This window comes from Aquimonas voraii (assembly GCF_900101825.1).
Taxonomy (GTDB): Bacteria; Pseudomonadota; Gammaproteobacteria; order Xanthomonadales; family Xanthomonadaceae; genus Aquimonas; species Aquimonas voraii.
The window spans coordinates 319,434-342,878 of the sequence record NZ_FNAG01000002.1 but is presented as its reverse complement, the minus strand read 5'-3'; the positions used below and the strand labels follow the sequence as shown (position 1 = coordinate 342,878).

At 70.5% G+C, this 23,445-nt stretch carries 11 protein-coding genes; 4 read left to right on the top strand and 7 right to left on the bottom strand.

Going from position 1 to position 23,445, the window contains the following annotated elements; genetic code table 11:
• Nucleotides 1–54 precede the first annotated feature (54 nt).
• Nucleotides 55–873: an endonuclease VIII gene (gene nei, locus BLP83_RS06095; protein WP_091240142.1), complete on the top strand. Its 819-nt coding sequence runs from the start codon at nucleotides 55–57 to the stop codon at nucleotides 871–873.
• Between the two features lie 114 nt (nucleotides 874–987).
• On the opposite strand, the gene BLP83_RS19220 is transcribed toward nei, so the two are convergent.
• A complete protein-coding gene (locus tag BLP83_RS19220) occupies nucleotides 988–2,754 on the bottom strand; it encodes a S8 family serine peptidase (protein ID WP_091240139.1) in 1,767 nt (588 codons plus the stop codon).
• Between the two features lie 273 nt (nucleotides 2,755–3,027).
• Here BLP83_RS19220 and BLP83_RS06085 point away from each other — a divergent pair, with 273 nt between their 5' ends.
• Nucleotides 3,028–3,981, top strand: coding sequence for a peptidylprolyl isomerase (locus BLP83_RS06085; RefSeq protein WP_091240137.1), 954 nt, complete (start codon nucleotides 3,028–3,030; stop codon nucleotides 3,979–3,981).
• 103 nt (nucleotides 3,982–4,084) lie between these two features.
• Here the strand turns inward: BLP83_RS06085 and BLP83_RS06080 are convergent, their stop codons facing one another.
• Nucleotides 4,085–5,497: a cryptochrome/photolyase family protein gene (locus BLP83_RS06080; protein ID WP_091240135.1), complete on the bottom strand. Its 1,413-nt coding sequence runs from the start codon at nucleotides 5,495–5,497 to the stop codon at nucleotides 4,085–4,087.
• 205 nt (nucleotides 5,498–5,702) lie between these two features.
• On the opposite strand from BLP83_RS06080, the gene BLP83_RS06075 reads away from it, so the two are divergent.
• Nucleotides 5,703–6,632, top strand: a complete 930-nt coding sequence (locus tag BLP83_RS06075; protein WP_218121204.1) for a DMT family transporter — start codon at nucleotides 5,703–5,705, stop codon at nucleotides 6,630–6,632.
• A 293-nt stretch (nucleotides 6,633–6,925) separates the two neighbouring features.
• Here the strand turns inward: BLP83_RS06075 and BLP83_RS06070 are convergent, their stop codons facing one another.
• From BLP83_RS06070 to BLP83_RS06060, 3 genes are all read right to left on the bottom strand, one after another.
• Nucleotides 6,926–10,111, bottom strand: coding sequence for a ligand-binding sensor domain-containing diguanylate cyclase (locus BLP83_RS06070; RefSeq protein WP_176764033.1), 3,186 nt, complete (start codon nucleotides 10,109–10,111; stop codon nucleotides 6,926–6,928).
• A 295-nt stretch (nucleotides 10,112–10,406) separates the two neighbouring features.
• The gene (locus BLP83_RS06065; RefSeq protein WP_218121203.1) at nucleotides 10,407–13,715 is read right to left on the bottom strand and encodes a ligand-binding sensor domain-containing diguanylate cyclase; all 3,309 of its coding nucleotides are present in this window, start codon (nucleotides 13,713–13,715) and stop codon (nucleotides 10,407–10,409) included.
• Between the two features lie 188 nt (nucleotides 13,716–13,903).
• A complete protein-coding gene (locus BLP83_RS06060) occupies nucleotides 13,904–15,457 on the bottom strand; it encodes a cryptochrome/photolyase family protein (protein WP_091240123.1) in 1,554 nt (517 codons plus the stop codon).
• Nucleotides 15,458–15,501: 44 nt separating this feature from the next.
• Between BLP83_RS06060 and BLP83_RS06055 the strand changes: the two genes are divergently transcribed.
• Complete coding sequence (locus tag BLP83_RS06055) at nucleotides 15,502–20,373, top strand: alpha-2-macroglobulin family protein (RefSeq protein WP_091240121.1); 4,872 nt, start codon at nucleotides 15,502–15,504, stop codon at nucleotides 20,371–20,373.
• A gap of 81 nt (nucleotides 20,374–20,454) precedes the next feature.
• On the opposite strand, the gene BLP83_RS06050 is transcribed toward BLP83_RS06055, so the two are convergent.
• A complete protein-coding gene (locus tag BLP83_RS06050) occupies nucleotides 20,455–21,210 on the bottom strand; it encodes a helix-turn-helix domain-containing protein (protein WP_091240119.1) in 756 nt (251 codons plus the stop codon).
• A 3-nt stretch (nucleotides 21,211–21,213) separates the two neighbouring features.
• On the bottom strand, nucleotides 21,214–23,277 hold the full coding sequence (locus BLP83_RS06045; RefSeq protein ID WP_091240116.1) for a dipeptidyl-peptidase 5: 2,064 nt from the start codon (nucleotides 23,275–23,277) through the stop codon (nucleotides 21,214–21,216).
• Nucleotides 23,278–23,445 lie beyond the last annotated feature (168 nt).

The window sequence follows — 23,445 nt, the reverse complement described above, 5'->3', positions numbered from 1 at the left end:
CGCGAAGCGCGCACTTCACGCTGCAGGCAAACCTGTAGCGGCAGACTCGGTGGCATGCCTGAAGGTCCGGAAATCCGCCGCGCTGCCGACCACCTGGCCCGCGCCGTCGCGGGCCAGGTATTGAGAGACGTCTGGTTCGCCTTTCCTGCGCTGGCCGCGCAGGCTGACCGCCTGGTCGGGCGACGCGTGGTCGCGATCGAGCCGCACGGCAAGGCCCTGCTCACCCACTTCGAGGGCGGTCTGAGCCTCTACACCCACAACCAGCTCTACGGCGTCTGGAAGGTGGCCGTCCCCGGGCGCTGGCCGCAGACCTCGCGAAGCCTGCGGGTGGCGCTGTCCACGGCGAAGAAGTCGATCCTGCTGTATTCCGCCTCGGAGATCGAACTCTGGCCGACCGAGCGCCTGCCCGACCACCCATTTCTGGCCAAGCTCGGACCCGACGTGCTTGATCCGCGGCTCGACGCCGATGCCGTGCTGGCGCGGCTGGAACTGCCGCGCTTTCGGGGCCGCAGCCTCACTGCACTGCTGCTGGACCAGGCTTTCCTGGCGGGCATGGGAAACTACCTGCGCTCCGAGGTGCTGTTCGAGGCAGGGCTCGCGCCGCAGCGTCGGCCGCGGGAACTCAACGGAGCCGAGCGGCGCGCGCTGGCCTCGGCCCTGCTGGCGGTTCCACGCCGCAGCTATGCCACCCGCGGCGTCTCCCGGCGCGCGCGCAGCCGCCTGCGTGGCGATCTGCAGGTCGACCATGGCGATGCGTTCCGCTTTCGCGTGTTCGACCGCGCCGGCGAGCCCTGCGAGGCTTGCGGCGGCACGGTGCAGCGCGAAGAGCTCGGCGGCCGCCGGCTGTACTGGTGCAGCCGCTGCCAGGCCTGAGCGGCGCCCCGCCGTCGGCGCGCGCCGGGGCGCCTTACTGCACCGGCCCAGAAACGCACGAAGCCCGCGCGGCTTCCCGCGCGGGCCTCGGCGGCTTCGACTGCCCGGCTGCGGTCAGTAGGCGACGCTGGCCTCGTTGGAGCAGGTGCTGGTACCGGCGTTGCAGACCTTGAACGTGTAGCTGCCGCTGCCCGACACCCTGATCGAGTAGGTGTAGGCGCCGCTGTTGGCAAGCGCGCTGGCGACACGGGTGGTGCCGCGAAACACGTCCACCGTGCCGGCACCGCCGCTCCAGGCGAGGCGGAAGTTGGTCTTGCCCTTCATCACGCCCGCATTGACCGCGGTGAGGCTGGCAGGCGCCGCCGGCGTGCTGCCGCCACCGCCCGAGTTCAGCAGCGCTTCGGTGGCCGCGAAGGCCTGCACCAGGCCCCAGCCGTAGTAGTTGTCGCGGCCCGCGGCGCCCAGATCGATCGCCGTCGAGGTCAGGGCCTGGCGGACCTGGGCATTGGTGGCGGTCGGCCTGGCGCTCCACACCAGGGCGGCCACGCCGGCCACGTGCGGAGTGGCCATCGAGGTCCCGTCCAGGTAAGCGTAGCCGCTGACATTGGTCTCGACCACGGCGCTCACGGTGGCGCTGCCGCCCACGGCCGCGCGCAGGGCGAGGCCATCCTCACGGCTCACGGTCACCGAGGGGATGCTGGTGGCAGTGCCGTTCAGGGTGCCGCCGAAGCTGCCGTCGACGTTGTTGTAGAGCACGACCGCGGTCGCGCCTCCGGACTGCGCGTTCAGCACCTTGTCGGAGAAGCTGGTGACGCCGCGCTCGCACAGGACCACACGACCGGCGAAGCCGGTGGTGACGCCGTTGCAGAGCCCGCCGTCCACCGTCGCCGCCGAGCGCAAAAGCTGCGGGCTGCCCTCCAGCGCAGTGGCCATGAACGTACCGGCGGTGGCGCTGACGTAGCCCTCGCGCAGCGGGTAGGTGCTGAGCACGCCCACGCCCGGCGCCGCAATCTCGACCTGGTTGGTGTACTGCGAGAAGCTCGCTACGACGTTGTTGCTGTCGACCGCGGCCACTGACATGACGCTGCTGTACGAGGCCGGGTAGCTGTGGCGGTTGTTGCCGTCATTGCCGGCCGCCGCGATGCTCAAGATGCCGGCGCTGTAGAGGTTGCTGAAGGCGGTGTTCTCGGTGTTGCTGCTGGTCGAGCCGCCGAGGCTCATGTTGATGACCTTGGCGCCTGCGGCCTGGCAGTTCTGGGCCGCAGCGACCAGCGAGGACGAGTAGCTCCAGGCGCAGGTGGCGCCGTCGAACACTTTGACGATGTGCAGGCTGACCTTGCCCGGGCTGACGCCGATGACGCCCAGGTCGTTGTTGGCGGCGGCGATGGTGCCGGCGACGTGGGTACCGTGGCCGCAGCTGTCGGTGTTCCAGTTCTGCCCGCTGCTGGCGCTGCCGGTCATGGCGATGCCGGCGAAATCCTCATGGTCGGCCTTGATGCCCGAGTCGATCACGCAAACCTTGATGCCGCTGCCGTCGGCACCGACGGACACCGCCTGCGGCGCCTGCACGCGCGGCACGCCGTAGGGGGTGACCTGCGCCATCGGATAGCGCACGGCGTCTGGCTCGATGTACTCGATGTTGGGGTTGTTGATGAGCCCGTTCAGCGCCTGCGGCGGCACGCTGACCGCGAACGCCCCGAGATCATCGAAGCGGTGGTGGATGCGGCCGTTGGCGGCACGCAGGGCATTTTCGACCTGGCCTGCCGCACCCGGGCGGAACTTCACCCAGACGCGATCGGGGTCCGGGCCATTGGCGTGGGCGGTGGAGGCATAGGCGGTGGTGGCCAGCGCCATGGCGACGGCGAGCGCTTTCAGCTTCATGCGAGAGGTGTCCCCTTGAGTGTGCGACCGATGGTGTCGTGTCTGTCGTGGATCGCGCGCGGCCGTCCCCCGGCTGCGGCGATGGCCTGAACCTAGAAAGCCGTCGCGAAACGGTCAACGCGGCCGCGAGACAACGATTCAAACCCCGAAGCAGACACAGAATTTCACCTGCGGCCGAGGGAGGACCGCTCTGCAGGTCGCCAGCCGCCGCCGCACCCGCCTATTCTCTGCGCCCCGGCCGCAGACCGCGGCGCCCAAGGAAAGGACCACCCCATGCTTCGACGCTTCGGATTCGCCCTGCTCTGCCTGCTGCCGCTCGCCGCCCTCGCGCAGACCGCGCCGCGCGTGCTGCTGGACACCGACCGCGGGCCGATCCTGCTTGAACTGGACGCGGAGAATACCCCGCGGACCACGGCGAACTTCCTCGCCTACGTCGAAGACGGCAGCTACAACAACACCCTGGTGCACCGCATCGTGAGGGACTTCGTGGTGCAGGCCGGCATTCGCAAGGCCAGCTACGCGCCTATCGCCACCCGCGGCGCCATCGGCTCGGAAGTCCGTCCTGCCCCCAGCAATCTGCGCGGCACCGTGGCGATGGCGCTGACCAGTCTCAACGGCGCCGTCAACCGCAATTCGGCCACTGCAAGCTTCTTCATCAATACGCGCAACAATCCGAATCTTGATCCGGACTTCACCGTGTTCGGACGGGTCGTCTACGGCATGGGTCTGGTCGACCAGCTCAACGCGGAGCCGACCTTTGCCAGCGAAGAGCCGGTGCGCTTCCCCCTGATCAAACGCGCCGTTCGCACCAGCGGTTTCCCGATCCTGCCCCTGCACGCGGGCTCCTGGTTCGACCCGGACAAGTCGGGGCGCGGCATTGTGGTGGAGATCGCGCAGAGTGCGCCGGGCAGCGCCAGCGGCGACCAACCGGTGATGGTCGTCTACTGGTACGACTACTTCGAGGGTCGGCAGATCTGGATGAACGGCGCCGCCACCTTCAACTGGGGCGCGAGTGAGGTCACGCTCCCGCTGCAGATCACGCGCGGTGGCCAGTTCGGTGCCGCCTTCGCTCCCAGCGAGATCGAGGCTGATCGCGAATGGGGGCGGCTGACCGTACGCTTCACCGCCTGCGATCGCGGTCTGTTCCGCTTCGAGTCGAGCTATGGCAATGGCGAATACAGCCTGACCCGCATCACCGTGCCGACGTCCGCGCGCTGCGAGCTCTGATCTCAAGCAACCGCAGGCAGCTGAACGAGCGGGGTCCGCGACCACGAAGCCGAGGTCGCGCACTGGCGCGGGTCGCCGCCGGCGCGCGCGTCGTCCGCCCGACTCAGCCGCGCATCGCCTTGTAGGTCGCCAGCGCGGCCTCGCGCGACGCCTTCATGTCGACCACCGGGCGCGGATAGTCCGGCGCCAGCCGACGCTGCAGATCGGCGTGCTCGAAGGGCGCGTACAGGGCCTTGTCCGGCAGGCGCGCGAGCTCGGGTACCCACTGGCGGATGTAGCTGCCGCGGGCGTCGAACTTCTCGGCCTGGCTCACCGGATTGAAGATGCGGAAGTAGGGCGCGGCGTCGGCGCCGGTGCCGGCGCTCCACTGCCAGCCGCCGGTGTTGTTGGCGAGGTCGGCGTCGACCAGGGTGTCCCAGAACCAGCGCGCGCCGTGCAGCCAGTGCAGGCGCAGGTTCTTGGTGAGGAAGCTCGCCACGATCATGCGCACCCGGTTGTGCATCCAGCCGGTGTGCCAGAGCTCGCGCATGCCGGCATCGATGATCGGGATGCCGGTCCGGCCGCGCTGCCAGGCTTCGAGCTTCCCGTCTGGCGCGTTCCAGGCGAAGTGCTCGAACTGCGGACTCAGGTTTTCGTTGGCGGTCTGCGGAAAGTGATACAGCAGGTGGGCGTTGAACTCGCGCCAGCCGAGCTCGCGGATATAGCCCTCGACCTGCTCGCCGGCGGCGGCCGGCCAGGCCTCGCGCTGCAGGCGGCGGATGACTTGCGCCGGGCTGATCTCGCCGAAATGCAGATGTGCTGACAGCCGCGAGGTGCCGGCACGGTCGGGCAGATCGCGCTGGCTGACATAGCTCGCGGCCGCGCCTTCGATGAAGGCCTCCAGCGCCTCATGCGCACCCGTCTCACCGGGCGTGAAGCGTTCCCAGAAGCCGGCATCCCAACCGAGTCTCGGGGCGAGCTTCAGCGTCGCGATCGGCAGCGACTCGACGGCGGGCGGCTCGGGCAGGCGCGCTGGCGCCTGAACCGCCGCGCCGACCTCGACGCGCGGCCGCGCGTTGCGCCAGAAGGGGGTGAACACGCGGTAGGGCCCGCCGCCGCCAGTCATGACCTCGTCGCGCTCGAACAGGGTGGCGCCGCGGAAGCTCTCGGCGCGTAGTCCGGCGGCCTTCAGGCCCGCCTTGACCGCGGTATCGCGGGCGATCACGGCGGGCTCGTAGCGGCGCTGCCAGTAGATCGACTCGGCGTCGCAGTCGCGGGCCAGCTGCAGCAGGCTGTCCAGGCTGGCGCCGCGGCGAACGATCAGGCGCGAGCCGCGCGCCCGCAGGTCGCCATCCAGCGCCTGCAGCGATCGGTGCAGCCAGGCCAGCGAGGCCGCGCCCGGCGCCCACTCGCCTTCTTCTTCCGGCGCATGCACGTAGACGAAGACCGGCGCCTCGCCGCGCTCCAGCGCAGCGGCCAGCGGCAGGTGGTCGGACAGGCGCAGATCGCGGCGCAGCCAGATCAGGGCGCGGGGCATGGGAACACTCACAGCTTCGGGTCGCAAAGTGTCGTGCAGGTGGCGTGAGCAGGGCAGCAAGGTCCACGCCTGCGGCACACGGAACCCGCGCCGGCCAACGGCCGCAGGACGCGGCTCATGACGCCCTCAGCCCTCGCAGCCGCGTCGCACGTGTTGGCCTCGCGCACTCGCTATGCTGCGCGCCCTGCCCCCGGCCCGGATCGTCTTGAACACGCCCTCCTCCGCCACGCTGAACCACCGCAGCGGCCTGCTGCTCGCCGCAGCTGGCGCCATCCTGTTCTCGGCCAAGGCCATCCTCGCCAAGTTCCAGTACCGCTATGGCCTCGATGCCCTCGACGTGCTGGCCCTGCGCATGCTGTTCGCGCTGCCGCTGTTCGCCCTGCTCGGCCTGCGCGAACGCCTGCGCGGTCCCGGCCCGCGGCTGAGCCGGCGCCAGCGTTGGGCCCTGCTGGTGCTCGGTCTGCTCGGCTACTACCTGTCCTCGCTGCTGGACTTCTGGGGCCTTGAGTACGTGCCGGTTTCGCTGGAGCGGCTGATCCTGTTCCTGAACCCTACCTTCGTGCTGCTGATCGGCCTGCTGTTCCTCGGGCAGCGCGTCAGCGGCCGACAGTGGCTGGCGATGGCCGTGAGCTACGCGGGCATCGTGCTGGTGCTGATCGAGAGCCTGCGCGTCGAGGGCAGCCACGTACTGTTTGGCGCCACCCTGGTGTTGGGCGCGGCGATCTCGTACGCGCTGTATCTCGCGGTCTCGGGCGAGCTGGTCAAGACCCTGGGCACGGCGCGCCTGGTGGTGGCGGCGATGACAGTCTCGACCGCTGCCGTGGTCGCGCACTATCTGCTGCTGCGCTCGCCCACCGACCTGCTCGGCTTTGCGCCGGCGGCCTACGGCTGGGCGCTGGCCAACGCCTTCTTCTGCACCTTCCTGCCGGTCACCTTCACCATGGCGGCGGTGCGCCGGGTCGGGCCCGGCACCGCGGCCCAGCTGTCGGTGATCGGCCCGGTCTCGCTGGTGTTCCTCGGCGCCTGGCTGCTGGACGAGCCGGTGACGGTGCTGCAGGTGCTCGGCACGGCGGTGGTGCTGGCGGCCGTCTATGTGCTGACCCGGGCGAAACCGGCCCGAGCCTGCGCGGACTGAGAGCATGTGAGAACCCTCCGCCTACTGCGGCCGCCTCTGGACGCCGGCAGCGGCAGGGCGCTACGCGAATTCCGCGGTCATTGGGTCCACCAAACTCCCTTGAATTCACGCACCGCGCTTAGCCACGAACGCCCAGCGACGCCCCCGCTACGGCGTCCGGGCTCATTCACACGCTCTGAGGGCACACGGTTAAGGCAAGGCCCAGACTTCAGGCCAGGCCTGCGCCGATGCGATGGCCACGGGGACATGCGAAGGCCACGACGGACACCTCGCCCGACGTCTTCGACTGCGGCTCAGGCCCGCTCCAGTTGCTCCGCATCCTCGGCCAGGGCGGCCAGCGCGTCCTCGACGGGCAGGCTGCTCACCAGCACGGCATCCTCGGCCCGCAGGCGCTGAGGATCCGCCCACTGCTGGGCTTTACGCGGCAGGGCTTCGGCATTGCACGGGAACACGCCCAACCAAGCGTTGCGGCCACCACGCTTGGCCGCATAGAGCATCCGATCGGCGAGATCGACCACCTCCTCCCAGCCGGCCGCCGTGGGCAGCTCGGGCAGAAGCGGAAAGGGCGCGAATCCGATGCTGGCGGTGCAGCCGACACGGTCGCCGCCCTCCAGCAGGAAGGCACGCTCAGCAACCAGACGACGAACGCGCTCCGCCAGTTCGGCCGCATACTCGCGGCCGGTCTCGCGGGCCACCACCAGGAACTCTTCGCCGCCCCAGCGCACCAGGTGGTCAGAACCGCGGAACACTTCGCGCAGGCGCTGGGCAAACTCGACCAGCACGGCATCGCCGGCGGCGTGGCCGTGCTGGTCGTTGATGGCCTTGAAGTGGTCGATGTCGATCAGGAACAGCACCATGCCCGAGCTGTCGGGCTCCGGCTCCAGCGCCGCGGCCTCGATGCGGCGCAGGCAGAGCGCGACTTCCTTGGGCAGCTCCTGCATGGCGAAGCGGCGGTTGCTGAGCCCGGTCAAGGCATCGGTGAGGCTGGCGCGCTCGTATTCGTGGTTGCGCAGCCGCAGCTCCGCCGACAGGCTCTGCAGGTCGGCGGTGCGGGCCTGCACCTCGGCCTCCAGACGGTCTCGCGCGCGCCGCAGCCGGCCTTCGCGCCAGCGCACCACGGCGAATACCGCCAGCGCCAACAGCAGCAGGGCGGCCACCGCTGCAGGAAGGGTCTGCCACCAGTGCGGCAGCACCTGCACATCGATCACCCGCACCGGCGCGGCGAAGCGGCCGTCGCGCGTGCTGCCCTGCAGTTCAAGCCGGTAGCGGCCCGGCCAGAGACCGCCGAAGCTGGCCTGGCGCACGCCGGCGCCGACGTTGACCCACTCGGGCGCGGCGTCCAGCAGGCGGTAGCGATAGCTCAGCAGCTCGGGTGCACTGAAATCCAGCGCAGCGAACTCAAGGGTGAAGCCACGCTCGCCGGGCTTGAGCTCGATGCGCTCGGCCAAGGGCCCCAGTGCGCGGGGCTCGCCGTCGATGCGCAGCTCAGTGGGCACCAGCGGCGGCACGAAATCCCAGGCCCGGAAACGCTCGGGGCGGATCACCAGCAGGCCCTCGGTGGCGCCGAACACCATGCGTCCACCGGGCAGGCGCGCGTAGGCGCGGAACCAGCCGGTGCCGACATGGGCGCCGTCGGCGCGACCCAGGCGGTGGAACTCGCCATGCGCGGGGTCGTACATGAAGCGATGCGACCAGATGCGGCCCTCGGCGTCGTCCAACAAATTGGCGCCGAACGCCACTCCGGCGAAGCCGTGGCGCGCACTGATCGCTTCCAGCGCAATGCCGGTGCCGTCCGCATCGGCGTCCGCGTCCCGCGCGCGATGCAGGCCCGAAGCGTCGATCCACAGCTGGCCGCCGGCGTCGATCAAAAGTCCGAGCACGTCGACGCCCAGCTCGGCGCCATCGACCGTCATCGGCCTGCGCTGCAGATGGGCGCCAGTGGCATCCAGCCGATAGAGGCCGCTGCTGCCGCCGACCCAGCCGCCCTGCTCATCGAACACCAGGGCATTGATCGAGCCGCCGACGCGACTGCCGTCGGCGCTGGTGAGGCGCGCCAGCTGGCCATCCGCGTCGCGCCGGAACAGGCCATCGCCGGTGGCGATCCACAGCCGCCCGTCGGGCCGTGCCCAGAGGCCGCGGATCGCGGCCCGCTCGAGAAACTCGGGCCCGCTGGCAAGTGCGAAGACGCTGGCGCCGGGTTCGCGCATGAACAGACCGCGCTCCGTCGCCACCCACAGCCGGCCGTCTGCAGCCTCGACCAGCCCCGAGGGCTGCTGTCCGGCAAACGCTCCCAGGGCCGGATCGCCCTCGCGCAGGAACTCGCGGATGCCAAGTTCGGCATCAAGACGCACCAGCCCGTTCTGGGCGACGCCCACCCACAGCCCGCCCTCGCGGTCAGGGGCCAGGGTGAGCGCGCTGAGCTGGCTCAAGGGCGCATCGACCAGCGGATCGAAGCGCCGCGACAGCAGGGCGCCGGGGCGCGGATCGATGCGCTGCAGGCCACCGCCGAAACTGCCGCTCCAGATCCAGCCCGAGTGGTCGAGCAGCAGGTCGCGGATCTCGGCATTGGCCAGTGCCCGCGCATCGACGGCGCGCGGGCGGATGCGCTCGCGCAACTCGCCGCTGGCGCTGTCGAAGATATCGATGCCGCGGGCGTGAGCCAGCCACAGGCTGCCGTCGCCCGGCTCGACCGCCGCATTCATGCCGGTGCCGCGCCAGCGCTGCACCTCCTCGGCCCGCGGCGGCGTCGCGCGCTCGGCCACGGCAGCGGGAATGCGCGCCATCTGGCCCTGCTGGGCGCCGACCCACACGTCACCGCTGCGGCTGACGTGGATGCCGCGGATGGTGGTGTTGGCGAAGCCCTCGGCGTCGTCCGGGTCGGACAGCACGCGCTCGACCGTATCGCTGCCCGGCCGCAGGCGCCCAAGGCCCTGCCAGCTGCCGATCCAGAGGGTGCCGGCGCGGTCCACCGCCAGCGCCGAGATGCGTGCGTCCATCTGCAGGCCGCCGGCATCGGCGGCGAGGAAACGGCCAACGCGACCGTCGGGCTCGATGCGCCCCAGCCCGTTGCCGGTGGTGCCGACCCAGACCACGCCGTCGGGCGTCTGCGCCAGCGCCCGGACCGTGCCCGCCGGCAGGCCGTCCTCGCGCCCCGGTTCGGCGCGGAAACGATGGAAGCGGTCGGCCACCGGGTCGTAGACCGCAACGCCATCACCGTGGGTGCCCAGCCAGAGGCGGCCATCGGCGCCGGTCAGGAGCTGCTGGATTCGGTTGCCCGGCAGGCTGTGCGAGTCTTCTGGAGAAGTCTGGTAGAGGCGGAAGCGATAGCCGTCATAGCGGACCAGGCCATCGGTAGTGCCGATCCACAGCAGGCCTTGCCCGTCCTGGGCCAGGGAAGTGATTACCCCGTCGGGAATCTGTTCGATCGTGCCAACCGACTCGAAGGCGCGCGGGATGGCCCCAGCCAGGCCCGCGACCATGAGCGCAGCACAGGCGCAGAGCCCGATCAGCCATCGGCTCGCGACAAGGTGTCCAGGGCGGGAGCGGACGCCGGTCAAGTTCGAGCGGGAAGGACGAGCTGGGGTCACGAGGACAGGGCGTGAGCGCTGGGAATTCCCGAACTTTACAAGCGAATCCCGTGCCAAGCCTATCCTGAGGCCAAGTCCGGTAGGGGCGGCGCCCATGCGGGCCCCCTGCGGCCTCGATGGCCCGACGCCGGCACGGGTGGATCCGGCCTCAGGGCCGCGGCCGCCCACCATGCGCGCTCGCCACCGATCAAGCGCCTGCACTTCCGATCACTGCGTCGGCCGCGCCTGCTCCGCGGGTGGCCTCGCTGCCCGGGCCGAGGGCGCGCACCAGCTCGGCCAGCGGCAGGTTGCTCTCGATCCGAACGTCGCCAGCCTCGATGCGGGCCGGATCGGCCCACTCCACGCAGCGGGCCGGGGCACCGGCATCGCGCTCGACGAACAGGCCCACCCAAGCGTCGCGGCCGGCGCGCTTGCCCGCGAACAGCAGGCGGTCGGCGAGATCGACGGCCTCGTCCCAGCGCGCTGCGAAGGGCGCACGCGCGCTGAGCGGAAACGGCACGAAGCCGAGGCTCACCGTGAGCTGCAGGCTGCGCCCATCATCGAGTCGGAAGGGCTGGCCGCCAATCCGCTGGCGCAGGCGCTCGGCGAGGCCCAGGGCGGCAGCGCGATCGGTGTCGCGGGCGGCGACGAGGAATTCCTCCCCGCCCCAGCGGATGAGGTGATCGGAGGCACGGCAGGCTTCGCGCAGCCGCGCCGCCACCTGCCGCAGCACGGCGTCGCCGGCGGCGTGACCGAAGGCATCGTTGACCCGCTTGAAATGGTCGAGATCAAGCAGAAACAGCACCAGCCCGCCCGCCTGCGCGCCCTGGGCCGCGATCGACAGCGGTCGACGCTGGTAGAGCCCGGCCTCCTTGGGCAACTCCAACTCGGCGAACCGGCGATTTCGCAGGCCGGTCAGCGCATCGGTGAGGCTGGCCTCCTCGGCCACGCGCGAACGCTGCTCCAGTTCGGCGCCGAGCCGCTCCAGCTCGGCCGTGCGCGCAGCCACCTCCGCCTGCAGGGCACGCTGGCGCTGCTGCAGGCGGCGCCGGCGCAGGCGCACCATGGCTTCGATCAGCACGGCGGCGAGCACCGCCAGCAGAGCCAGCAGGTGCGGACGCTGCCACCAGGCGGGCAGCACCTGCACGGGCAGCTCGATCGGCGCTTCGACGAACTGCCCGGCCCGATTGCTGGCCTGTACCTGCACCCGATAACGCCCGGGCCAGAGACCACCGAAGGCGGCGACTCGCGCATCCGCGCCGACCTCGATCCAGGATTCGTCGCCACCCAACAGGCGGTAGCGGTAGCGCAGCAGCTCGGGCGCGGTGTAATCGAGGGCCGCGAATTCGAGGGCGAAGCCGCGTGCCTCCGGGGCCAGCACCAGTTCGCCTCCGCGTGGCCCGATCGGCTGCTCGACGCCGTCCACGCGCAGGCCGGTGAAGACCAGCGGCACCTCGCCTCCGGCATCGTCGAAGCGCTCGCTGTCCACCACCAGCACGCCCTGGTTCATGCCGAAGGCGAAGCGGCCATCGGCGAGGCGGGCATAGGAGCGGAACCAGCCCGAGCCCGCCAGCGCGCCCTCGCGCGGGCCCAGCGGAAACAACCGATCGGCGCCGGGGTCGTACATGAAACGCTGCGACCAGATGCGACCGCGCGCGTCATCCAGCAGGTTGGCGCCGAAGGCGACCCCGTCCTGGCCATGGCGGCCACTGATCGACTGCAGACGCGCATGGCGACCATCGAAGTTCTCGAGCTTCAGCAGCCCGCCCGCGTCCAGCCAGAGCTGGCCGCGCGCATCCAGCAGCAGGCCGAGCACATCGAGCGACCTCGGCCGGCCGTCGACTTCGACGCTGATGGGCTCGATCGCAAGGCGCTCGGCATCGACCCGGAACAACCCGGCCGAGCCCCCCAGCCAAGCGCCCGACGCGTCGAACTGCAGACTGTTGATCGCCCCGCCTACCCGCGAGCCGTCGGCGGTCGCCAGGCGCAGCACCTCGCCGTCCGCACGGCGCAGGAACAGCCCATCGCCAGTGCCGATCCAGACCGCGCCTTGGCGGCCGGGCCACACCCGTCGCACCAGCTTGCCCTCGATGAAATCCGGATCAGTGACGCGCTGCGGCAGGGCCTCGCCGGGGGCGCGCCGGTACAGCCCAAGCTCCGTGGCCACCCATAGACTGCCGTCATCGCCGCGGCTCACACCGTATTGGAGCAGCCCAGCCAGACCGGGCTGGCCCGCTGGCACCAGCGGCAGGGTTTCGCGGATGGCCAGGCGGGCGTCCATCCGCACCAGGCCGAAGCCGTCGACGACGGCCCAGAATCCGCCGTCCGGCTCGGCGGCGATGCTGGACACGCTGAGCCGCTCCAGCGGCGCGTCACGCTCCGGATTGAGGCGCCGCGACTGCACCGGAGCATCGCCCGGAAAGCTGCGCAGCAGGCCACCGCCGAAACTGCCCAGCCACAGCCAGCCGCTGCGATCGATCAGCAGGTCGCGGATACCCATGTCGGTCAAGCCATAGGGCTCGCCGCGCCGATGCCGGTAGCTCGACACATGGCGGCCGTCGGCGGCGAACAGCTCCAGGCCGCGCCCGTGCGCGATCCAAAGCCGTCCATCCGCGGTTTCGACGGCGCTGTTGAGGCCCATCCGCAGCCAAGGCTGGGGCAGCGCGTGCGTCGCTACCGGCGCCGCAGCAGCGAGCGCCTCCGCCGAGGGCAGGCGCAGCAGGCGACCGTCCTGCGCGCCGACCCAGAGCGCGCCATCGGCGGAGGCGTGCAGCCCGCGCACCGTGACGTTGTGGAAACCCTGCGGGTCGCCCGGATCGGACAAGACCCGCTGGAAGCGCTCGCTGCCCGCCGGCAGCACGGCCAGACCGGCCCAGCTGCCTACCCACAGATTGCCCTGGCGGTCGACCGCCAGCGCGCTGATGCGGTCATCCGGCAGACCGGCCCAGGTGTCGGCGGCCTCGAACACGGTGATCCGATCGTCCGGCGCGATCCGCCACAGCCCGAGGCCGGAGGTGCCGACCCAGACGGCGCCGTCCGGAGTCTGCGCAAAGGCACGGGCGGGCGCGGGCCCCGGTACACGCGGCAGGCTGGCCGGATCGCGCGGCGGCTGCAGCGCCACGAAGACATCGCGCTCGGCGTCGTGGCGGGCGACGCCGTGCGCGTAGGTGCCGATCCACAGACGACCGTCGCGATCGGTGAACAGGTGCTCGATGCGATTGCCCGGCAGACTCTGCGGGTCGTCATGGACGTGGCGATAGGGCTTGAAGCGATAGCCGTCGTGGCGGATCAGGCCCTCGGTCGTGCCGACCCACAGAAAGCCGTGGGCATCCTGCGCCAGCCCGGTGATCACCCCGTCGCGCAGCTGCTGGTCATCGCCGATCCCTTGGAACAGCAGGCGCGGGGCGAGATCCTGCTGGGCCTGCGCGCCGTCGGCGGCAGCGGCGACAAGAACGACCAGCATCGACAGGGCCGCCAGCAGCCACAGCCACGCGCGACGGCGAAGTGGCCCGCGCAAGAGCCGCATGCAGCGACGCCGCAAAGCGCTCGAAGACTCGCGTGGCCCAAGGGCCTGGCTGACGATCACGGCCTCTCCGGGCGCTGGCAATCGATGGTCGCCCGACTATACGGGCCATGGCCCTGCCGAAGCACGCATGCGCATCGACACTCGACCAATCGCCTAGGCCCGGCCCCGGTCGCCCGCGCTCAGCGGACTGCCAGCGCCTCGCGCAGCGCGTTCGCCTGCGCGCGTATCGCCTCACGCTTGGCCTCGGGCAGACGCTCCAGGCTGCGCCACTGCAGCGCAGCGCGCGGGTGCCTGGCGAAGCGATCCTTGTGGCGCTCAAGGAAATCCCAGTACAGCGTCGTGAACGGGCAGGCCTTGGGGCCGACCGCCTCGTCCGGCTTGAAGCGGCAGCCGCTGCAGTAGTTGCCCATGCGCTGGATGTACTTGCCCGAGGCGCAGTAGGGCTTGCTGGCCATCACCCCGCCGTCGGCGAACTGGCTCATGCCCAGCACGTTCGGCAGCTCGACCCACTCGACCGCGTCGACATAGACCGCGAGGTACCAGGCGTGCACTTCGCGCGGGCGCACGCCGAGCAGCAGGGCGAACAGGCCGGTCACCATCAGGCGCTGGATGTGGTGGGCATAGCCGTAGCGCAGCGTTTGCCCGATCGCCTGCTTCAGGCACTGCATGTCGGTGTCGCCGGTCCAGTAGAAGGCCGGCAGCGGCGCATCGGCGCCCAGCGCGTTGTCGTCCAGATAGCCGGGCATGCGCAGCCAGTACAGCCCCCGCACGTACTCGCGCCAGCCGAGGATCTGGCGCACGAAGCCCTCGACTGCGGCCAGCGGTGCGTGGCCATCGTGCCAGGCCTGCACCGCCGCATCGATGACCCGGCGCGGGTGGATCAGCTTGAGATTCAGCGCCACCGACAGGCGCGAGTGGTAGAGCCAGGGCTCGTCGGTCCACATCGCGTCCTGGTAGCGGCCGAACAGCGGCAGGCGATGGCGGATGAAATCCTCCAGCGCCTCTTCGGCCTGCGCGGGCGTCAGCGGCCAGTCGAAGTGCTCGAGCTCGCCGGGGTGATCGGCGAAGCGCTCGGCGACACGCCCCAGCACTTCGGCCGTGATCCCATCGGGCTCGAACGCGACGGGCGCCGGCAGCAGACCCGGCCCGCGCGCGTCGAAGCTCTCGCGGTTGTCGGCGTCGAAATTCCACTGCCCGCCGGCCGGCTCGCGGCCGTTCATCAGCACATCGTGGCGCTGACGCAGCCAGCGATAGAAGAACTCCAGGCGCAGCTCCTTCTTGCCGCGGGCCCAGCCGGCGTAGTCGTCGATCGTGCACAGGAAGTGGCGGTCCTCGCGCTCGCTGACGGCGAGCCCGGCTTCGGCCGCCACCGCCAGCAGGCGCTGCCAGACCCGCCAGTCGCCGGGCCGCACCCAGCACAGCTCCGCGGGCTTCAAGCGCGCGATGTCCGCCGCCAGGACCGAGCCGAGATCGGCGTGCGCGTGCTCACCGAGCCGGTGATAGACCAGCGCCCTGCCCTGCGCGCGCTGGTCTTGCGCGAAGTGGCGCATGCCGGCGAGGAACACGGCGATGCGCGCCTTGTGCGACCACACGTGGGTGCTCTCGTCGGCGACCTCGGCCATCCACACGGCGTCGCAGGCCGGATCGAAGTCGTCGAACACTGCGCTGTCGCGGTCGAGCTGATCGCCCAGCACAAGGTGCAGGCGACGAAGGCGAGCGGGGAGCGGTTGCATGGCTGACCTATACTGGCCGCCCCATTCGGGGCTGGGAGCAAAACATGGGCAGTGTGCGCAGCGGGACGTGGATGGCATGTGCGTTGGCGGCGGCTCTGGCCCTGTTGGGGGCCGGATGTTCGCGCGAGGCGCCACCGCCCGCGCCAATCGAAGCCCCGGCGCTGGAAACCGCCCAGGTGCAGGGCTTTGGCCTGGCCCGCTGGGGCGCCGAGCGCCACAACGGCCGCCCGGCCCTGGTGCTGGAGTTCTCGCAGCCGCTGGCGGTCACCCAGCCCTTCGACGAGCTGCTCAAGGTGACCGGCCCGGACGGCGCCGAAGGCCAGAGCGGCTGGACGCTCGACCCCGACCGCACGCGCCTGCGCTACCCCTACATCGAGGCCGACAAGAGCTACACGGTGCGCATCGACGCGGGCCTGACCGCGGCCGAAGGCGCCAGCCTCGGCAGCGAGGTGGTCAAGGAAATCCACTCCGGCGCGCTGCCGCCGCAGGTCGGCTTCGCCAGTCAGGGCAGCGTGCTGCCGGCGCGCAATACCGACGGCCTGCCGGTGGTGTCGGTCAACGTCGCCGAGGTCGATGTCGAATTCCTGCGCGTGCGGCCCAGCGAGTACTCGAATTTCTTCGCCAACTTCCAGCGCTCCGGCCAGCGCCAGTGGTGGGACCTGGGCAATCTGTCCGGGCTGGCCGATTCGGTCTATGCCAACCGCTTCGTGCTGAACCAGCGGCCCAATGAGCGGACGGTGAGCTTCCTGCCCGTGCAGACCGTGCCCGAGCTGCGCGAGCCCGGCCTGTACTTCGCGGTGCTGCGCCAGGTCGGCGACTTCAGCGGCCAGTACCAGACCACCTTCTTCAGCGTCACCGACATCGGCCTGCACGCCCGCCTGCACGGCAGCCAGCTGTGGGTGCGCGCGGCCTCGCTGGACAGCGGCCAGCCGCGCGGTGGCGTGCGCGTGGAAGTGATCGACGGCAGCGGCCGCGTGGTGGCCGAAGCCGCCACCGACGGCGACGGCCAGGCCACCCTTTCGCATGCACCGACGCCCGAGGACGTGCTGGTCGCCCGCCGCGACGCCGAGCTGGCCCTGATTCCCTTCCGCCAGCCGGCGCTGGACCTGGCCGACTTCGAGGTCGCCGGCCGCCGCCACACGGCGCTCGATGCCTATGTGTGGTCCGGCCGTGACCTGTTCCGCCCGGGCGAGACGGTGCAGGCCTCGGCGCTGCTGCGCGATTTCGATGGCCGCTCGCTGAGCGCGGCACAGCCGCTGTTCGCGCGCCTGCTGCAGCCCGACGGCCGCGCCGTGGTGGAGCGCGAGCTCGCCGCCGCGGAGCTGGGCTACTACAGCTTCGAGCAGAAGGTCGCCGAGGATGCCCCCACCGGCCGCTGGCGGCTGGAGCTGCGCACCGCGCCAGACGACAAGACCCCGGTCGGCAGCTTCAACTTCCGCGTCGAGGAGTTCCTGCCCGAGCGCATGAAGCTGAACCTTGACGCCGAAGCCGGCCCGCTGGCGCGCGGTGCCGATCTCGCGATCGCGGTTGAAGGTGCCTACCTGTATGGCGCACCTGCGGGCGGCAACCGGTTCAGTGCTGAGCTGGCCTATCGCATCGACAGCGAGGCCGTGCCGGCGCTGCGCGGCTACCGCTTCGGCGACGCCACCCTGCAGCTGCCGGCGCCGCAGCAGGTGCTGGACATCGAACTGGGCGAAGACGGCCGCAGCGCGCAGACCATCGAGCTGCTGAAGGACGGCGCCGCCAGTGCCAGCCCGCTGCAGCTGATCGTCAACGGCAGCCTTTTCGAGAGCGGCGGCCGCGCGATCCGCCGCAGTCTGGTGCGCAGCCTGTGGCCGGCGCCGCAGCTGGTCGGCGTGCGCCCCCTGTTCGAACTGGCCGATGGCCCCGGCACCGACACCGAAGCCGGCTTCGAGATCGTGCGCAGCGACGCGCAGGGCCAGCTGCAGTCGGGTCAGGGCCTGCAGGTCAAACTGGTGCAGGCGCTGCGCGACCTGCACTGGAGCTGGGTCGACGGCAGCGGCTGGAAAACCGACTACAGCGAGCGCTTCCTCACCGTCGAATCGCGCACGGTCGACGTCGATGGCCGCACGCCGACGACGATCCGCTTGCCGGTTCAGTGGGGCGAGTACCGCCTCGAAATCACCGACCCCGCCACCGGCCTCACCACCCGCCTGCCGTTTACCGCCGGATGGGGCTGGGATGACGAGAACCGCGGGCTCGATGCCCGCCCCGACAAGGTCAAGCTGGCGCTGGACAAGCCCGCCTACCGCGTCGGCGACATCGCCGAGATCACCGTGACCGCGCCCTATGAAGGCCCGGGCGTGCTGGTGGTCGAGAGCGACCAGCTGCTGCACAGCGAATCGGTCGAGGTCGGCCCGGGCACGGTGCTGCGCGTGCCGATCAGCGAGGCGATGAACCGCCACGACGTCTACGCCAGCCTGATCCTGCTGCGGCCCGGGCAGAACGCCCGCCAGCCGGGACCGAACCGCGCCCTGGGCATGGTGCATCTGCCGATGGCCCGCGAGGAGCGCCGCATCGCGCTCAGCGTCGACGCGCCGGACACGCCGGTGCGTCCGGGCCAGCCGCTGGAGATCACCGTGCAGGCCAGCGACCTGGCCGGCGAGACCGCGCGGGTGACGATCGATGCCGTTGACCAGGGCATCCTCAGCCTCACCCGCTACCCGCTGCCCGACCCGATCGCGCACTTCCTGGCGCGGCGCGGGCTGTCGATCGAAGCCTGGGACCTCTACGGCCGGGTCATCGAACGCTTCGAGGGCCAGCGTGCGCGTCTGCGCTTCGGCGGCGATGCGGCCCTGCCCAACCTGCCGCAGGCGCGTCGCCCCACCGCCAAGGTCAAGACCATCGCCCTGCATTCCGGGCCGGTCGTCTTCGATGCCGAGGGTCGCGCGACCGTGCGCTTCGAAGCCCCCGACTTCAACGGCGCCCTGCGGGTGGCGGCGCTCGCCTTCAGCGCCGATCGCTACGGCCAGGCCGAGGACGAGGTCATCGTGCGCGCGCCGCTGGTGATGGAGGTCAGCACGCCACGCGTGATGGCGCCCGGCGACCGCGCCCAGCTCAGCGTCGACCTGCAGAACCTGAGCGGCGCCGATGCGCGCTACACGCTCAGCGCGAAGGCCGACGCACCGCTGCGCATCGCCGGCGGCAGCCAGCAGGTCGAACTGCGCGACGGCGCGCGCCGCACCCTGGCGTTCGATCTGGAGGCCGGTGCCGGCAACACCGCCGCGAAGTTCAGCGTGAGCGCCAGCGACGGCAGCCGCGAACTCACGCGCGAGTTCGAGCTGGTGGTGCGCCCGGCCTGGCCGGCCGAACGCTTGAGCCGCATGCGCGTGCTCAACGATGGGGAGAGCTTGAGCTACGACACCGGCGACCTCGCCCCCCTCGAGGTCGACAGCGCCCTGCTGCAGGTCAGCCTGAGCCGACGCCCGCCGATTCCGTTCACCGATGCGCTCAAAGGGTTGATCGACTACCCCTACGGCTGCCTGGAGCAGACCAGCAGCCGGCTGTGGCCGCTGGTCTGGCTGGGCAGCGAAGGCGGTCAGCGCCTGCCGGTCGCGCCGATGAACGCCCACATGCGCCGTGACGCCATCGCCGCCGGGTTCGCGCGGCTGTCGGCGATGCAGCAGGCCAGCGGCCACTTCAGCTTCTGGCCCGGCGACAGCTGGGAGCAGCCGATGCTGACGCCCTATGTCGCCGACCTGCTGCTGAGCGCGCGCGAGCAGGGCGAAGCCATCCCCGAAGCCGTGCTCGAAGCCGCCCTGAAGCGCCTGTCCGAAGACCTGTTGAGCGGCGGCGAGGGCTATTGGAACTACGAGAACCCCGCGCACCTGCGCTTCGCCGCACGCGCCTACGCCGGCTACGTGCTCGCACGCGTCAACCGTGCGCCACTCGGCACCCTGCGCACCCTGTTCGACAATGAGCAGGGCCAGTCGCTGACCGCCCTGCCCTTGGTGCATCTGGCGGTGGCCCTGCAGCTGCAGGGCGATCCCGAGCGCGCGCGCAAGGCGCTGGCGGCGGCGGAGAAAAAGACCGATGCGCGGCCGGAGTATCTCGGCGACTACGGTTCGGAGGTGCGCGACGCCGCGCTCATCCAGGTCCTGCTGCGCAGCCACGGATTGAACGACGCCGGCACCGACGAGGCCCTGCTCAAGCTGGTCCGCGCCATCGACGCACGCGGGCCGCAACGCTGGTTCAGCACCCAGGAGCAGGCCGCCCTGTTCCGTCTCGGCAGCCTGCTGCTGAAGGAGGGCGACGAGCGCCTCGGCCTGCGCGTTTCCGGGGAAGAGCCGCGCCCGCCCGCCCTGCTGCACAGCCTGCAGCTCGATGCCGACGCGCTGCGCCGCGGCGTGCGCGTGGAACCCGAGGGCGCCGCACCGATCCATGTGGTGGAGGACGTGGTCGGCTTCCGCCGGCAGGCGCCGTCACCGATCAGCGAAGGCTTGCGCGTGCAGCGCCACTACTTCCACACCGACGGCCGCGAATGGGACGGCAGCGCGCTGAAGGAAGGCGACACCCTGGTGGTGCGGCTAACGCTGGAGGCCGAGACCGTGCTGCGCGAGGGTCTGGTGGTTGATCTGCTGCCCGGCGGGTTGGAAGCCGAAAATCTCGGCCTCGGCGACCCCAACCAGATCGGCAGCATGGTCATCGACGGGCTGGCGATGAGCGAGCGCCAGTGGCAAGCCGACATCAAGCATCAGGAATACCGCGACGACCGCTTTGTCGCCGCGGTCAGCCTGTGGCCGGGCCAGCAGGCGCGCCTGTTCTACCTGGTGCGCGCGGTCAGCCCCGGCGACTACGTGCTGCCGCCACCCTTTGCCGAAGACATGTATCGCCCGGACCGCCGCGCCATCGGTGAGGCCAAGCCCGCGCGGGTGCGGGTGGGTGGGGTGGAGTGAGCTGGGCGGGATAGGCCGCTTGGAGAACGACAGGGTTGGGACGCGCCTTCGGCGTGTCCCAACCTGCGGCGTACCAAGCGCTTACCGCCCCGCCGCGCGCATCTGCTCCGGCGCGTGTGCCGCATCGGACAGGCGCTTGCTGTCGAGGATCTTCAGCTGGCGGCCGCGGATGCTGATGATTCCGTCTTCCTGCAGCTTGGTGAAGCTGCGGCTGACCGTTTCGATGACCAGGCCCAGGTAGCTCGCGATCTCCTCGCGGCTCATCGGCAGACTGAACTGGTCGTGCGGCCGGCCCAGCGAACGCAGGCGCTCGCTCAGGCCGTGCACGAACAGCAGCACGCGCTCGGCCGCGTGGCGGCGGCCGAGCATGCCCAGGTGGTCCTGATCGAGCTCCATGCTCTTGCCGATGATGCGCAGCAGCTGGTGCTGCAGGCCCGGCACCTGCTGGGCCACGCGCTCGAGCTCGTTCATCGGGATCTCGCAGACTTCGGCGCCTTCCAAGGCTTCTGCCTCGCAGCGGTGGCTGCCGCTGCCCAGCGCATCGAGGCCGATCAACTCGCCCGGCAGGTGGAAGCCGATGATCTGCTCGTCACCGTCCTCATTCATGGCCACGGTCTTGAAGCTGCCGGTGCGCGCCACGTACAGCGCAGACAGCGCGCTGCCGGTGCGGAACAGGCGGTCGCCGCGCTCCAGCGGGCGACGCTTCTTGACCAGCTCGTCGAGGCGCTCCAGCTCCTCGCCGCTGATGCCGGCCGGCAGGCAGAGCTGCTGCAGCGAGCACTGGCCGCAGCTTTTGCGCAGGCGGGCGAGATCCAGCACGGTGGAATCGGCAGACACGGCTTACTCCTTGGTCCAGCGATCCAGCCAGTCGAGCACAGCGTCGTGCCACTGCACGCTGTTGGCGGGCTTCAGGATCCAATGGTTCTCGTCGGGGAAGTACAGGAACTGGCTGGGCACGCCGCGACGCTGCAGGGCGGTGAAGGCGGCGATGCCCTGCTCCACCGGAATGCGGTAATCGAGCTGACCGTGGATGACCAGCATCGGCGTGTTCCACTTGTCGACGTGCAGCAGCGGGTTGAACTGCTCGTAGGCCTTGGGGTTTTCGTAGACCGTGCCGCCGTTCTCCCACTCGGTGAACCACAGTTCCTCGGTGCTGTAGCCCATCATGCGGGTGTCGAACACGCCGGCGTGGCTGACCAGGCAGTCCCAGGCTTCGCCCCACTGGCCGGCGATCCAGTTGACCATGTAGCCGCCGTAGCTCGCGCCCAGCGCGCAGGCGCGTTCACCGTCGAGAAATTCGTAGCGCGACAGCGCGGCCGCCCAGCCCTTCTGCAGGTCTTCGAGCGGCTTGCCGCCCCAGTCCTGCGAGATCGAATCGGTGAAGGCCTGGCCGTAGCCGGTGGAACCATGGAAGTCGATGAAGACCACGCCGTAGCCGCGTGCCGCGTAGGTCTGCGGGTTCCAGCGGTAGTGGAAGCTGTTGCCCATCGAGCCCTGCGGGCCGCCGTGGATGATGAAGGCCACGGGGTACTTCTGCCCGGCCTCGTAGCCGACCGGCTTGACCACGTAGCCGTAGACCGTCGCGCCGCCATGGCCCTCGAAGCTGAACTGCTCGAAGGCGCCCATGCCGATGCCGGCCAGACGCTCGCGGTTGAAGTCGGTGAGCGCACGCTCGACCCCGCCCTTGGGCGTGGAGACGAACAGCTGGGCCGGCTGGGTCAGGCTGTCGCGCTGGAACACGAGCGTGTCGCCGTGCAGGGCGAAGCCGGTGACGTTGCCACCGCCGACGACGATACGGGCCTCGCCACTGTCGGGTTTGAGCGCGAACAGCGGGTGTTCGCCGAGGCGATTGGTGGTGGTGTAGAGCTCACCCTGATGCAGGCTGAGCGCGCCGGCGGAAAAATCCCACTCGGGGGCGATCTCACGGCGCGCGCCACTCTCGATGTCGAGCGCCATCACCGCCATGCGGTCGGCCTCGAAGCCGGGGCGCTTCATGGCCGTGTAGTACAGGGTCTTGCCGTCATCGGCGAACAGCGGATTGGCATCCCAGGCCGGATTGTCGGGCGTCAGGTTGCGCGGCGCCGCGTCACCGGTGACCTCGGCATGGAACAGGTCGAAGTTGGTCGAGATCGGCTCGATGCGGCCGGCAACCCGCACGCTGAAGACCAGGCTCTGCGAGTCCGGCGCCCAGGTGTAGTCGTCCGCGCCGCCGAAGGGCATCGAGGGCACGTCGCCGTCGATGCCGCGACTGACCCGCACCGGCTCGCCGCGGGCCTGGCCATCCTTCAGCTCGGCGACGAAGAGCTGGTTGCGCTGGCCATCATTCCAGCTGTCCCAGTGGCGCACGAACAGCTGGTCGTAGCTTTGGCCGGTGGTCTTGGCGCTGGCCTTGGCCTCATTGCGCTGCTTGCTGCAGGCGAGATCCGCACAGTCCGGATGCACACGGAAGCTCAGCGCCACGCGCCGGCCATCGGGCGAGATGCGGTAGGTGCCGACGTCCAGCGGGTAGTCGCTGACCTGGCGCGCGCGGCCGCCGCGCACAGGTGCGGCCCACAGCTGCATCGAGCCGCTCTCGGCGCTCAGGTAGTAGAGGGTGCGGCCATCGGGCGAGAAGCTCGGGCTGTTGCCGCTCTTGCCCTCGGTATTGACCCGGCGCGGCTCCGCACCGTCTTCAAGCCCCCGCAGGAACACGCCCGTGACGGCACGGTTGGCCTCGAGGTCCGCTTCCCGCAGGGTGTAGGCCAGCAGCCGGCCATCGGGCGACAGCGTTGGCGCACCGACGCGATCCAGTGCATTCAGGTCGCGGGCGTCAAGGCCGCGCTCCTTGGCGTTGGCGGGCAGCGAAGCGAGCAAGGGCGGAACGGCAAGGAGCAGAAAGGCGAAGCGCGCGAGCGGCTGGATCATCGTGGTCACTCCGAAAGGACTTGGGCATGTTAGGGCGCCCCCCTGAAGCTGCCAACCCGCTCGTTCGGCCAAGGCGGCGGGCCGCCGGGCTGTCGCTATACTCCCGGCGGCCTGCGCACGGCATCGACCTTGGTCGAACGCGCGCAGTTGAATCCAATCGGGGGAGTT

Bases quoted from the DNA above. Each gene is read 5' to 3' on its own strand.
- BLP83_RS06045 (WP_091240116.1), bottom strand. From the start codon at position 23,277: ATGATCCAGCCGCTCGCGCGCTTCGCCTTTCTGCTCCTTGCCGTTCCG.
- BLP83_RS06080 (WP_091240135.1), bottom strand. From the start codon at position 5,497: ATGCCCCGCGCCCTGATCTGGCTGCGCCGCGATCTGCGCCTGTCCGAC.
- nei (WP_091240142.1), top strand. From the start codon at position 55: ATGCCTGAAGGTCCGGAAATCCGCCGCGCTGCCGACCACCTGGCCCGC.
- BLP83_RS06070 (WP_176764033.1), bottom strand. From the start codon at position 10,111: ATGGTCGCGGGCCTGGCTGGGGCCATCCCGCGCGCCTTCGAGTCGGTT.
- BLP83_RS06085 (WP_091240137.1), top strand. From the start codon at position 3,028: ATGCTTCGACGCTTCGGATTCGCCCTGCTCTGCCTGCTGCCGCTCGCC.
- BLP83_RS06060 (WP_091240123.1), bottom strand. From the start codon at position 15,457: ATGCAACCGCTCCCCGCTCGCCTTCGTCGCCTGCACCTTGTGCTGGGC.
- BLP83_RS06055 (WP_091240121.1), top strand. From the start codon at position 15,502: ATGGGCAGTGTGCGCAGCGGGACGTGGATGGCATGTGCGTTGGCGGCG.
- BLP83_RS19220 (WP_091240139.1), bottom strand. From the start codon at position 2,754: ATGAAGCTGAAAGCGCTCGCCGTCGCCATGGCGCTGGCCACCACCGCC.